This is a genomic window from Raoultibacter phocaeensis, assembly GCF_901411515.1.
Lineage (GTDB): Bacteria > Actinomycetota > Coriobacteriia > Coriobacteriales > Eggerthellaceae > Raoultibacter > Raoultibacter phocaeensis.
Genome location: NZ_CABDUX010000001.1, coordinates 627,085 through 640,409 on the forward strand (window position 1 = coordinate 627,085; position 13,325 = coordinate 640,409).

At 57.9% G+C, this 13,325-nt stretch carries 9 protein-coding genes; 1 reads left to right on the forward strand and 8 read right to left on the reverse strand.

Features of this window, described 5'->3' with window-relative positions; genetic code table 11:
- Nucleotides 1-10: 10 nt before the first annotated feature.
- Complete coding sequence (locus FJE54_RS02505; RefSeq protein ID WP_139651184.1) at nt 11-1,903, reverse strand: FAD-binding protein; 1,893 nt, start codon at nt 1,901-1,903, stop codon at nt 11-13.
- Between the two features lie 301 nt (nt 1,904-2,204).
- On the opposite strand from FJE54_RS02505, the gene FJE54_RS02510 reads away from it, so the two are divergent.
- Nucleotides 2,205-3,647, forward strand: coding sequence for a helix-turn-helix transcriptional regulator (locus FJE54_RS02510; RefSeq protein ID WP_139651185.1), 1,443 nt, complete (start codon nt 2,205-2,207; stop codon nt 3,645-3,647).
- 66 nt (nt 3,648-3,713) lie between these two features.
- On the opposite strand, the gene FJE54_RS02515 is transcribed toward FJE54_RS02510, so the two are convergent.
- The 7 genes from FJE54_RS02515 to FJE54_RS02545 form a co-directional block, all read right to left on the reverse strand.
- Nucleotides 3,714-4,922 (reverse strand): ATP-binding protein, encoded by a 1,209-nt coding sequence (locus FJE54_RS02515; RefSeq protein WP_139651186.1) that lies wholly within the window; start codon nt 4,920-4,922, stop codon nt 3,714-3,716.
- Between the two features lie 611 nt (nt 4,923-5,533).
- Nucleotides 5,534-7,015 carry a glutamate decarboxylase gene (gene gad / locus FJE54_RS02520; RefSeq protein WP_139651187.1) on the reverse strand — a complete coding sequence of 494 codons (1,482 nt, stop codon included), beginning with the start codon at nt 7,013-7,015 and terminating at the stop codon, nt 5,534-5,536.
- A gap of 72 nt (nt 7,016-7,087) precedes the next feature.
- Nucleotides 7,088-8,776 (reverse strand): amino acid permease, encoded by a 1,689-nt coding sequence (locus tag FJE54_RS02525; protein ID WP_255467181.1) that lies wholly within the window; start codon nt 8,774-8,776, stop codon nt 7,088-7,090.
- 282 nt (nt 8,777-9,058) lie between these two features.
- The gene (locus FJE54_RS02530; protein ID WP_139651188.1) at nt 9,059-9,646 is read right to left on the reverse strand and encodes a TetR/AcrR family transcriptional regulator; all 588 of its coding nucleotides are present in this window, start codon (nt 9,644-9,646) and stop codon (nt 9,059-9,061) included.
- 17 nt (nt 9,647-9,663) lie between these two features.
- Complete coding sequence (locus FJE54_RS02535; protein WP_139651189.1) at nt 9,664-11,010, reverse strand: MFS transporter; 1,347 nt, start codon at nt 11,008-11,010, stop codon at nt 9,664-9,666.
- Nucleotides 11,011-11,200: 190 nt separating this feature from the next.
- Nucleotides 11,201-11,761 (reverse strand): hypothetical protein, encoded by a 561-nt coding sequence (locus FJE54_RS02540; RefSeq protein WP_139651190.1) that lies wholly within the window; start codon nt 11,759-11,761, stop codon nt 11,201-11,203.
- Nucleotides 11,762-11,934: 173 nt separating this feature from the next.
- The gene (locus FJE54_RS02545) at nt 11,935-13,089 is read right to left on the reverse strand and encodes a DMT family transporter (protein ID WP_139651191.1); all 1,155 of its coding nucleotides are present in this window, start codon (nt 13,087-13,089) and stop codon (nt 11,935-11,937) included.
- Nucleotides 13,090-13,325: the final 236 nt, after the last annotated feature.

The following is a 13,325-nucleotide window of genomic DNA, read 5'->3' on the forward strand; positions in this document are numbered from 1 at the left end:
CCGCTGAAACCTACTGAGCATCGGCTACGAGCTTGCCGACCATGTACCCTTGCGTCTGGGCGATACCGAGGCTCACGCCCGAAATGGATGTCGTGTACTGGTATCCAAAGCGGCTGCCGGAGTTGTTGCCGGCGGCGTACAAGCCGGGGAGAGGATTGCAGTTCTGGTCGAGCACCTGGCTGTCCTGGTTTACGAGCAGGCCCGACGTAGTTACCATGGGTGCACCGATTTCTTTTTCCGCGCAGTACGCGTAATAAGGTGCTTCCATTTTGATCATGAGATGGGCGTCTTTTCCGAAGTCCTCGTCGCGCCCCTGATCGCACAGCTCGTTGTAGCGCTCGACCGATGCGACGAACGTATCGACCGCTTCGCCGGTGTAGCCGAGATAGCCTGCAAGGGTCGCAAGATCGTCCGAGCAGTACACGGTCGTGCTGCCGCCAGGTCCTCCGGGAGCGCCGCCGCCTGCAGGTGCGCCGCCACTTTCCCCGCCGCCTGCAGGAGCCTCGCCTTCTCCGCCTGCATCGGCAGTGGGACCCGCCGCGGCAGCGTCACCCGAAGCATCGTCGGCACCGGCCGAGCCCGCAGCTCCACCCGCAAGGGCCTTTTCCATCGCTTCGTGCAGTCCCGACATGCTCGGCTGGCTCGCCTCATGAGCATAGTCGATCGCCATATGGGAAGGAACCTGCGCGTACACGTAGTCGTCGACGTTGCTTCCGAACACGGTAGCGATGATGCCCGAAGGTTCTTTCGCACCGGGGATGGCGGCAAGCTCGATCGAGCCGAAGCCCTCGTTGCAGTACCGCTCGCCCAAGCTGTTGAGCCAGAGCACCGGAGCGGTACCCGCAGGGTCGCTCGGCGAGTCGCACGGATAGAAGTAGTTGCCGCCCATGCCGCTCATGCACGGGTCGAGCTTGCCGCCCGCCCAATAGCCGAGCGCCACGCCCGATCCATCTTGATCCATGCCTGGGGAAAGCGTTTCGCCCTCCGCCTTGAGCCCGAGGCTTTCGGCATACAGATCGGTGAGCATGTCGGCATTGCCGCCGAAACCGCCCCCCGCCAAGATAACACCCTTCATCGCCGTAACCTTGACGTACGTGCCGTCGGATTTTTCTCCGTACGCACCCGTAACCGCCCCCGCATCATCGGTGATGAGCAAATATCCGCTCGTGCCGTAGTACACCGTACCGCCACTCTGCTCGACGACTTCGGCGCAATGATCGAGCGCTGCGGTCATGAAATCACCGGTATGGGCGCATCCGATGAACCCGCGCAGGCCGCCTATCTGCTCCTGATACGCGTCGTTTGCGGGCCACTGCCGAATGACCACACTCGCAGGATCGTCGATGTACTCGCCGAACAGCCAGTCGAAACATGCGCCCGAGTTAGCGGCGTAGCGACGGATGAGGCCGGGGTTCGGACGGTTGTTGTGGCGCAGCATCCAATCGTTCATGAACACGAGCTCGTCGACCTCGGGCACCCCTTGGCTTGCCAAAAGCTCGGAGTTGATGTGGCCGACCTGGCCGCCCGACATGTACGAACGCGCGTCGAGCTCCTGCTTCTCGAAAGCACACACGGTTGCACCGCCCTCTGCAGCCGCACGGGCAGCGCAGCTTCCCGCATGGCCCAGCCCTATAACAAGCACGTCGCACTCGGCCTCTTCGGCAACCTCGCTTGGCGCAGCGGGTGCCGTGCGCCACGCTGCGGCAGACGACGATCCGCTTGCGGACGATCCCGATCCGCCTTTCGACGATGCGGCCTCGGCATCGGCCGGCGTAGACGGGCTGCACCCGGCAAGCCCCGCCCCCGCAACGACCGCGGCGGCCCCGAGCCCAAGGAAGGCGCGGCGGGATAACCCGGATTTCCTCGTTTCGAACGTTTCGTTGTGCATGGTTTTTTCACTCATGGCGATTCCCTCCTATGGGTATCAACGGTTTCTGAGGAGGCATCCGCCTGAAAGCCGATATAAGGGATGAGGGAGGATGGGAAGCGAACCGGCTTTCAGGCGGACACCCCCTCATTGCACAGGCTTATTGTTGAAAACCGCAGGCAGATGAAAAATCGCACTATTTCGGTAAAATGGTAGGAAAGCGTCGTTTCGGCATCACGCTTTTGAGGTAAACAGGCAACGGAGCGGTTCGCAAACCGTTTCGCGGCACGCGAACACGACTTTGGCGGTATCATGGTGCAAGGAGCGAGGGAGGCACATGCGATTCAAAATCCGATTCAAAGCAAAGCTTGCTGCTTTTGCCGCATTCTTCGCAACCATTCCGATCTACTCCCCCAACGTCGTCACGTTCACAAGCTCGCTCGACGTTCCTTCGGAGTCGATCGGATGGTTCGTAAACCCCCTACTCTTTAGCGCCCTTGTTACGGGAGCCGCTCTCGCGCTGCTCTCGCTGAATCGCCCCCTGGAAAAGCGCCTCTTCTCACTCCCGTCGATCGTCGGCTCGACAGCACTGTATCTTTGCGGGTTTGCGCTCATGGCATTTGATGCGCTTGGCTCGCCTCCCTTACTCGCTTCGCTCGAAATTGCCGCCGGCGTTGCATGCGGCATCGGCCTTATTCCTCTCTGCATCGCGTGGGGCGCTTTGTTCGCCTCGATGGACATACGCCGAGCGCTTTTCCACCTCGCCGTGTTCTGCGGCATCGGATCGATCGTCGCGTTCATGCTGTCGTCGTTGAGCGGCTTCGCGCTGCTCGTTTCGTATGGCCTCATGCTCGTCATCGGAGTAGCGGTTCCGATCGTCAAAACGTGCGCGAAATCAATAGGCTCCGACCCGGATACCGAAGCAGAAGAAGAGGAGCTCCCCGCCAAACAGGGAAGCGAAACCGTCGTGCAGACGTTCAGACGGCTCGCCTCGGTGGCCGCCGCGCCGTTTATCGGGTTCATCGTGTTCGCCTTCACGATGTCAGCCCGGAAATTCAACCTGTTCGGCGTCTACGATATCGAGGTCTTTGCAGGAATGATCGCCCCCTTGATCGTCATCCCCTTCTGCTTCGCACGCATCAAACGCCCCTTCTTCTCGTTCATCTACCAGATGCTTCTTCCCGTATGCGCGCTTGCGCTCATCGTGTTCAACAGCTTTCCGCTCGACACGGTGCCGCAGTGGATCGGCGCGGCGACAGTCTACGTGTTCTTCGCCATGCTGGGGCTGCTTGCGCTCGCAGCGCTGTGCGCCGTCGCCCACGCCCGCGAGTTTCCCCCTACGCTCGTATTCGGCGGCACGCTTGCGGCGTTCTCGGCCGTATCACTTATAGGCATCCAGGTCGGCCAAGCCGTCGCAGAGGATATTCTGGGGCCTGCGCTCCTCGTTATCAGCACCCTGTATTTCGTGGGGCTCATTCTTGCAGCGCTCGTCTCGCTTTCCCGCTCGCGCGACGAGCAGCAAGCCTCGACCGTCGCCGCCGTTCCCGTCGAGGAGTTCTTGAAGCTGCGCTGCGAGGAAATCGCCCGCGAAAGCGCCCTGTCGCCTCGCGAGGCGGAAATTCTGCTCTACATGGGGCGAGGCCACAACCCCGTGTTCATCGCCAAAACGCTCGTGCTCTCGGTGAGCACCGTGCGCACCCACATCCGCAACATCTACCGCAAAGTCGAAGTCTCGTCGCGCGAAGAGCTGCTCGCTCTCATCGACAGCACCGTTGCGTAATCGCTCGCGCAGCTGCGGTTTGCCCACGGGCAACGCTGTACATTCATGCTACCGAATATTGCAGAACTAGCGTCCAGGCTTAAGCAGCCAATCGACAAGGTTCACCACTTCGACGCCATCAGTCCGTCCAAGCCCGATCTTGTCGGCTGTGATGAGCAGCATGTGCCCCGCTCCCCACGGGACCGCCCTGAATGCTTCGAACTCGCGCCGTCGCGTACCCTCGTCCAGAATACTTGCACTCACCTGCACGTACAGCACTTCGTCGAATCGCGTTGCGATAAAGTCGATTTCGCACGCATCCGCTTTTCCGATGCGCACTTCATACCCGCGCACCTTAAGCTCGTTGTGCACGATGGTCTCGAACGAAAACCCATAATCCCGTTTCGGAAATCCTAGCAACATGTTCTTAATTCCCAAATCGGAAGGATAGTACTTGTCGAGCCCTTGCAAGATGGTACCGCCTCTCATGTCGAAGCGCTTCGTCCGATAAAACAAAAACGCATCGACAAGCGCCTGGAGGTACCGCTCGATCGTATCGGTAGCGGTCTGCCTGCGAGCGCTCTTCAACCTATTTCCGATATTAGTGATCGAAACGCTCGAACCCGCCGTATCCGCCAAAAAGCAGGCTACGTCGTTGAACACAAGGGGGTTGCGAATCTGAACATGCTGCGCGATGTCTTTCACGAACACCGTGTTGTATATTCCGGACAAAACCGTTTGGGCGAGCGCCCCGTCCTCCCCCTGCTCGACAACTGGCGGAAGCCCACCGTGCTTGAGATAACGCTCAAGCGCTCGTTCGTGGTTCTGCTCTCCCGTGAAATCAACGAATTCTCTGAATGACAACGGATACATCTGAATCTCGATATATCGTCCGGATAGCAAGGTAGCCAACTGACTCGACAGGAGATATGCGTTCGAACCCGTAAGATACACATCGACATCGAAATCAACGCAGAGCGCATTCACTGCTCGCTCCCATGCTTCGACAAGCTGCACCTCGTCCAACAAAACGCAGCACCGTCCTCTTCCTTCTACGCGCATCTTCACCGCATCGACGAGATCACGATGATCGAGTATGTCAAAGCAAGCAGATGATTCGAGCTTAAGAAAAACGATGTTGGCTTCAGGCATGCCGCTTTTGCGCAAATGCTGCGCAAACAATTCGAGCAAGGAGGATTTTCCGCATCGACGCATACCGACAACCACTTTGACGAGACCATTGTCTCGAGCCGCAATAAGCTTGTCGATGTAGATGGGGCGCTCTTTGAGCTTCATCCATCATCCTCCTTTGTCGTGATGATACTTTTACTATCATACTACTAAAAGTATACATCGTTTTAAATTTTTTATAGTATGGTAGTAAAAGTATGAGTTGTGCCACACTCTCTGATTCAGTAGATGGCATAACCCGCGAGAATAGAGCCTCGCCAAAGAAACGGATGTCCAATCTCAAAGGTGCAAGCCGATTCTTGCGGCTCTTGGTCGACCTTTTGTCCGCCAACCTTCGCTAAACGACATTTTTCCAGGCTTTTTTCTCTTGAAAAAATATCCGACCAGACTTTATTCATAGTATAAATATAAGAAATGTCGTTTAACGAAGGTTGGCGGACAGCGGGTGCTCAATTCGCTGTTAAGCCAGGACCAGCATGCGCCCGCCCGGAGCTGCGCGGCCGCACGGCTGCGGCGGCCGCGCAGCTGATGCATCAGATCGCCACCAGGTGCTCCATGGGAGCCGTGTCAACATTGGTCTAACAGCGGGTGTTCAAGAGTTCGACAAAGCGCATGACCCATAGAAAAGGCCGCGCTCGCATGCGGGCGCGGCCTCCTATCTTCGCCGTCTGTACTATCGGCTTTCCTTAGCGACGCGTGCTTCCGAAGGGTATCGGCTACTTCGCGTCCTTCACCTGGCTCGACTGGACGTCGGCAGCCTTATCGACCGCAGCACGTCCGCCGTGGTTGAAGCCGGTGTTGATGACGCCCTGGGTGTTGCCGGTAACGAACTTGGCATTCTTCAGAGTGTTGATTTCCTTCTTCATGTCCTCGACGAGCTTGATGGCAAGCTGCATGGAGAAATCCTGGCGGGCGACGACGCGCTGCACCGTGGTGTTCTCCATGTCCTTCGGCATCGGGTATGCCGGCACGAGCCAACCGCTCATACGCAGGCGGTCTGACAGATCGTACAGCGACCAGGACACGTCGGCATCGTCTTTGAGGCCCCAGCAGACGATCGGAATGTTCGATGCGTCCTCGTAGATCTCGAAGATGCCCATATCCTTGATCTCAGCGGCGAGATAGCGCGCCACGTCGAGCGTACGCTGCTGAATCTCTTTGTAGCCGTTGAAGCCGTTGCGCATGAGCACGTAGTACTGGCCGACGATTTGCGACGCGGAGCGGGAGAAGTTGATGGCCATGGTGGCCTCTTCGCCGCCGAGGTAGCTTACCCAGAAGATCAGATCCTCGGGCAGCGCTTCCTTGCTGCGCCAGATGACCCAGCCAATGCCGGGGTACACGAGGCCGTATTTGTGGCCCGACGTATTGATGGACCAGACGTTCTTCAAGCGGAAGTCCCACTTGAGATCGGGGTCGACGAACGGAGCCACCATAGCGCCCGAAGCACCGTCAACGTGGATGCGGATCGGCAGGTCCTTGTGCTCCTGGTTGTACGCCTCAACGAGTTCGTCGAGCTTCTCGACGTCGTCGAACTTGCCTGTGTAGGTGATGCCGAGGATAGCCGTGATACCGATGGTGTACTCGTCGACGTAATCCATGACGGTATCCATGTTGAGCGACAGATGATCTTTCTCAAGCGGCACGAGGCGCATTTCGATGTCCCAATAGCGGCAGAACTTCTCCCAGCACACCTGATAGCCCGAGGAGATCACGAGGTTCGGACGCGTCTCGGAATAGATGTCCACGCCGGCGGCCTTCGCGAGCTTCTTCCAGCGGAACAGCATGCCCAAACCGCCGAGCATGCACGCCTCGGACGAACCGACGGTCGAGGTACCCATAGGCTCCTCTGACGGATCGGCGTTCCACAGATCGCCGATCATGGCGACGCAGCGGTTCTCGAGATCGGCCGTCATCGGATACTCGTCCTTGTCGATGGCGTTCTTCTCCATGGTTTCGGCCATGATCTTGGTGGCCATGGGCTCCATGTAGGTCTGGCAGAACGTCGTGAGGTTCTGCGTGGCGTTGCCCTCGATCGAGAGATACTCCTTGATCATCTCGTAGGCCAGACGCGGCTCGACCGGTTCATCGTTCATCTTGTCGAGCGGCATCTGGGTATCGCTCGCCTCGGAGCCGAAGATCGGGGTGAGGTACTTCGTCTTCTCGTCCATGTCCTTCAAAATCTTGCTCTCGGTTTCCATTGCTCTTTACCTCCTGTATCTGTAACACTTCTGTTGTTACCTGAATATTGGGTGCTCGCTTAACGAGCGGGATTACTTGACGGATGCAGGCGGTGCCTGCCCTGCTCCTGGATCGGACGCCGATGGTGTAAAAGACGCCTCGCCGACAGGCGCAGCAGCTCTAGTCGCGGGTGACTGCGCGCTCGGTTCAAGGGGTACCGCAGCTGCTGTGCCCCCATCGGTAACCGTGCCCACGGGCGCCGCACCTCCGCCCATCGGCGGCGTGGGCGGCTGAGCCCAACGATGCCTGAAGGCGTAGATGATGAACGGCAAGGCAACCGAAATTGCAAAGCATATGAACAGCGTCATCTGATAGACGGTGTTCGCTTGATCGGTCAGCTCCGAGGACGGGAAGAACGAAATGATAAGCGTGCCGATAGTCATGATCATGCCGATGCCGGCAAAGATAGCCTTGAACGGCGTGCCGCCCGGAAGCTGGAATTTACGGGGCAGGTTCCTCTTCTTGAACACGAGCACGAAGTACCCGAGGAAGAAGAGCACGTAGCCCACAAGGTAGATGACTACCGTCAGGCCGATTGCGGTCAGATAGCCAACCGACGAGCTCGAACCGCCCGAAAGCGCGATCGATCCGCAGAGGACCGCATCCCAGATCGTCACGATAATCGCCTGGATGACAACCGTTTTCACGGAAACGCCGTGCTTGTTGACCTTCTTGAACGTCGGAGGAAGGATGCCGTCGTGCGCGGTGTCCAAAAGGGCACGCGACGGACCGACGATCCAGGCAGAAATCTCAGCAAGCACGCCGAGTGCCAGCAGGATGGCGACCACGTACACAAGCCAGCCCCATTCGGCCCCCAAATGCGTTACAAAGATCGCCTTGAACGCCTCGATAACGCCGAACGAAAGGTTGCTGTCGAGCGTTTCGGCGGGAAGCGTGGTCGCAACGGCCAAGCCGCCGAGCGCGTCGAGCACGATTGTCATGACGACGAGCACGATCATAGCGAGCGGGTAGTTACGCGTCGGGTTCTTCAATTCGTTGATATGCGAAGCCGAGGCTTCAACGCCCATGTAGGCGAGTATGAACGAGGCGAAGATCACGAGCGTATCCACTTTGCTGAAATCGGGGATGAGCGTGTTGAAATCCATGGTGATCTGAGAAACGCCACCGGTGAGGAAGTACACGGCCAACCCGATGAACAGGATAGCGGCTGGAAGCAAGATGCCTCCCAGGAAGCCTACCTTCGAGATGCGGGCGGTGAATTTCGTGCCGCCGAGCTGCGTAAACGTAAGACCCCACACGATGATCGCCACGCCGACGAACATGACGAGCGGGTTGTTGTAGAGCGCGTCCCATTTGAACACGTACGCGAGCGCCGCAAGAACGAAGAACGCCATCGTCACGAAGCCTACGGTGATCTGGAACCACTGGAAGAACAGCGCTGCGAAACCCCAGCGCCTGCCGAGCGTATTGCCGACCCAGGCGAAGATGCCGCCTGATTCCCAACCTTTTACCGTCGCCATTTCGGCGGCGCACAATGCGACCGGCAGAAACCATAGAAGGCCTCCGACGATCAGGAAGAACACCAGCTGGAACCCTGACGATGCGAACGACGGATACTCGTAGACCGTCATGACCATCGAAGCCGTGATGGCGAAGAAGCCGAAGAAGCTCAAGGTACGCGTGAAGCTCGGTCTGCTCACCGAACCGACGGGAGCGTTGTCCGCCGGAACGACTGCGGATGGATCGTTGGGTTTGCCCATGCTCATCATCTCCTCTCAATAAACGGGTGTGCGTCGCGATCGGCGCTCACAAAAATAAGTACTTCCCCGTTATACCGTCTGAGAAAAGATGCGCAAGACTTTCGAGCAATCGTTAACCCGCGCGTGGCCGACTCGTGAAGGTCTCGCTAACGGTTTGAAACGTCGCCGTTATCGTTGAGTTTGTGACTGTGAGATTGCAACCGTTTACGGGCGGTTTGACACCGTTTAAGGAGCAATATAGACCGTTTGCCGCTCGTTTTGGAAAAAGAAAAGTAACAGAAACTACGAACAATACCCCTCGGCAACCTCGGCAAGCAGCGTTGCGGCGTTGTCGTGCACGTCGTAACCCTCGGAGATGGCAGCCACGGCCGCCCCGTCAACGATGGCGTACACGAGCCGGGGCGACATGGGCACCCCGGCTCGATCGAGGATACGTTTCACGGCGGCATCGAGGGCTTGTCTGCCCTTCTGGTACGCCTTCGTGACAACCTCGGACTCCGCTGCGGCGATAAGCTGCGCGTAGTGGGCGGACGGCACGGTTGACTCTTCGGGCAAGCACGCCTTGACCAGAAGATCGACGCAGTTTTCGCGGCACTCCTCGGGCGTCATGGCCTCGGCTCCGTCAGCTGCACGCTCGGCGCGCTGAGCCCACATTTGGATGTTATGCTGGCCGGCTTCGTGCAAAAGCTCGGTGACCGAGTTGAAATAGTAGCCGACCGATGAAGAAGCGGCTCCCGCCCACTTCGCCACCCGGCGATACGTAACGGCGCTCGGCCCTTCCTCTCTCAGAAGGGCCGCAGCAGCCAGCACGAGCGAAGCCCGCGTAATCTGAGCCTTCAGCGACTTCGGCGTTTGCGACGATTCGCCCATGCAACCTCCCGTACTCGTTAAACTTCTGACAGATCCTTCCCGGTGTGCTCATGCGACAATATCATAGCAACCAGGGCGAGTACAGCGATGAACACCATGTAGAACGCCGGAGCGATATCGTTTCCGGTCACGTCGATCAACCAGAACGAGATGACCGAAGCCGAGCCGCCGAAGATCGCGTTCGCCAAGTTGAAGCTCAAGGCAAACCCCGAATAGCGCACATCGGTCGGGAACGTTTCGGTCAAGTAGCTCGCAAGCGTGCCGTCGTTGATGGTCAAGAGCAGGCACATGACGAGCTCGACAATCAGAATGACCACGAAGCTCTTGGTCCCTAGCAGCAAGAACGCCGGTATGGTAAGCACGATGAATCCCACGCAGGCGATGATGAGCATCTTCTTGCGGCCGAAACGATCCGATATCCGCCCCGATAAGAAGATGAAGCCGATGTAGAACACGAGCACGATCGTGGTGATGATCGACGCCAAACCGGGATCGTAGTTCAACGTCGTTTCAAGGTAGTTCGGCAGATACGTGAGCACCGCGTAGAAACCCACTGCGTTGAGCACGCACGCTCCGAACGAGATGATGAGCACACGGAGATGCTTCTTGAACAGCGTGCGGATGGGCTTTTTCACGCTGGATCCCATCTGCTTCAACGTGCGTTGCATTTCCTCGTAAACCGGGGAGTCCTCCAAATGGGTGCGGATGTAATGGGTGATGTAGCCGAGCGGCAGAGCAAGCAAAAACGGTATGCGCCAGCCCCAGTCGACTACGAAAGCGGACTCAGCTCCCCATACGCCGAACATGAACGTGGCGAACAGCGAACCCACAAGCAAGCCCGTCGCCGTCGAAGCCGGCACCATCGAGCAGTAGAATCCGCGATGATTCTTCGGTGCGTATTCGGCGATGAACGTCGCAGCTCCCGCATATTCGCCGGCAGCGGAAAAGCTCTGCACCATGCGCAGCAGCAAGAGCAGAAGCGGCGCGCCGACGCCGAGCACGGCGTAGCCGGGCAAGCACCCGATCAGAAACGTTGCGCCGCTCATCATGAGAATGGATACGGACAAAGCCCACTTCCGGCCTTTCTTATCGCCCATGTTCCCCCAGAATATCGCGCCGATCGGACGCACGAGAAACGAGAGGGCGAACACGGCGAACGTGCTCATGACCGAGACCAAGCGGTCTTCGCCTGGGAAGAACACGAGCGCGATCACCGTTGCCAGATACGAATAGCTCGCATAGTCGAACCACTCGATGAAATTCCCGAGAAACGACGAGAACGTCACCTTTTTCAGCGTCTTGTGCTTCTCTTCTTCTGAGAAATCCCGCAGCGGTTCGTTCGGTAGAGCGTTTTCAACATTCATGGTAATCCCCTAAGAAATGTACGGCCTCATTCATGTGCGCACGGAGCCGCCCGCAGAGCGCATGGTGCATGCGAAGCCTCCTTCCAAGACGGGAATGGATTGCCTGCCTTCAGAGCATGATACCTCTAAAATGCAGATTCTCGTCATCATGTAACAATACCTGCGACTGGATGACCTGTTTTGTAATCAATCAGTAATCTTCAAGCAGCTCGACTTGAGCCTTGCTCGCACGGTCGATAAACGAGCGTTTCGCCTTCTGGCCACCCTTGGCGAGCTTGCTCAGGATAACGCGCTTCAGCCTCGGATACTCGTTCATGCCGTACCAGGCAAACGCCGTGCCGCCCACATAGGCTTCCACGATGCTGTGTACGGGAAGATCGGCGTTGCGCTTTGCATCGAGCGCAAGGTATTCTCTAATCTCGTCTGCGCATACGTCGCGGATGACCTCGGCGCTGATCTCCAAATCGTGAGCGAGCTGCCGCAGCTGATACGCCACTTCGGCATCGTCGGCATGGGGGAAATACGTGACGTCGTAGGTGACGGCACCGACGCCGTTCGCTTTCGCGAATTCGAGAAGCGATTCGAGCGCCATCATCTGCACATGGTCTTCGGTGCGCTCCGCGATATCGAGTTCAGCGGGAAACCCGGGGATACCGTGCCGTTCGAATGCCGCCTTCAGCTCGTCCTCGTTTAAAGCGGGTTCGAATTCGACTTCGGTAGCAATGTGGGTCAGATTGGTCGTCATCTTCATATGACACACCTTCTTTCTGCTCGTCCGAGCATACGTAAAAACGCCTCAGCCTCCGACGACCCGCACAGGATTCTGCCGGGCAGCCAACCGTCCCGTCGGCTGACTGCCCGCCTGCGCTTTGTTGTCTCGTTCACCGTAAGCAGGGACACGCGGCCGAGTGCGTATCGCAGAATCTACAGTAATCCTTCTTTGGTTTCTTCCTCTTCGAGGTGAGCTGCAAGCTTCTCGCTTATCTCTTCTTGCTGTTTGAGCTTGCGACCGGCAATCATGCCCTTGATCGAGGGCACGGCACCGCCTCCGATGATGAGGATGCCGCCTATGATCGTGTTGATGGTAAGCGCCTCGCCGAACACGACGAGCCCGACGAAAATCGCAACGGGAACCTCCCAATATGCGATGGTGCCGTAATCGGCGGCGGGCAGGTTGCGGCCGGCGACAAGCAGGAAGCCGAGCGCGATAGGACCGCAGATGATCCACAACAAAACGGCGCCGATCCAGTTGAAGGGCGTGAAGTGCACGTTAAGCGCCCAGTTGGCCATCTCAGGCGACGAGCCGAGCGAGTTGAGGATTATGGTGACGGCTCCGGCTCCGAGTACCGCGAAGATGAAGTTCCAAACGCCGCGGGCCGTGGTGTCGGCATCTTTGCGATAGCCGTTGAAGAACATGGATGCGCCGTAGAACACGCCGGAAGCGAGGCCGAACGCATCGCCGATGCCCTTCTGGGGGAACTCGGGTGTTGCGGTTTGCAGGTTGAAATCGATGAAGAAGCCGCTTTCGTTGAAGCCCATGAGGTTGTTTCCGAACAGCATGCCGATAAACACTGCGAGCAGGCATACCCACTGCAGCTTCGACATGGGCTCTTTGCGGAAGATACGGGCCAGAAGCACGCAGATAACGGGGCCGATATAGATGAAGAGCACCGCATTCGACACTGTGGTCAAAAGCGTTGACGTGACGTAGCATGCAAGCGACAGGCCGATCATCAGGCCACCGAGCGCGATAGCCGGCGTCAGCTTGAGTTTTTTGAACACGTGCACCTTATGGGTGGCCAGAAGCAGGATCACGAAGAAGATCACGCCCATGCCCATGCGTCCGACCGCCATAAGCGCGCCGATGCTGTCACCGGCATTCAGGCCTTCCGCACCGTTGAACATATCGGTGCGCGTTGCCCACCGACTGAACAGCGGCACGAGGCCCATGCCCGTCGCGGAGATCAGCATGGCAATGGTGCCGAAGCCGAGCCTCATCTTATAGTTGCCCGAGCCGTCTTTGCCGTTTCCGTTCGTTTTCTCGGTCCCCGTAGGTTTGAGATCAGTGTTTTCCGCCATTGGTCCTCCTTAAACCAGTAGCAGGGAATGGTTTGGCCGTCGGATGCTCAGTGCCGGGCACCGTCCATCGCAAGGCGAAATCGAGGTTCGACCTGTAAGCCTCCTCGCCTTCGGCATGCGATGGGAAAAGGCATGCAACGACCTAAGGGGTGGTATGCCCCTAAAACAAAACGGGGGTTTGGTCGCCTTTGCGAGCCAAACCCCCTTTCTATCGACTAGTCTTGAATCGGTAGTAG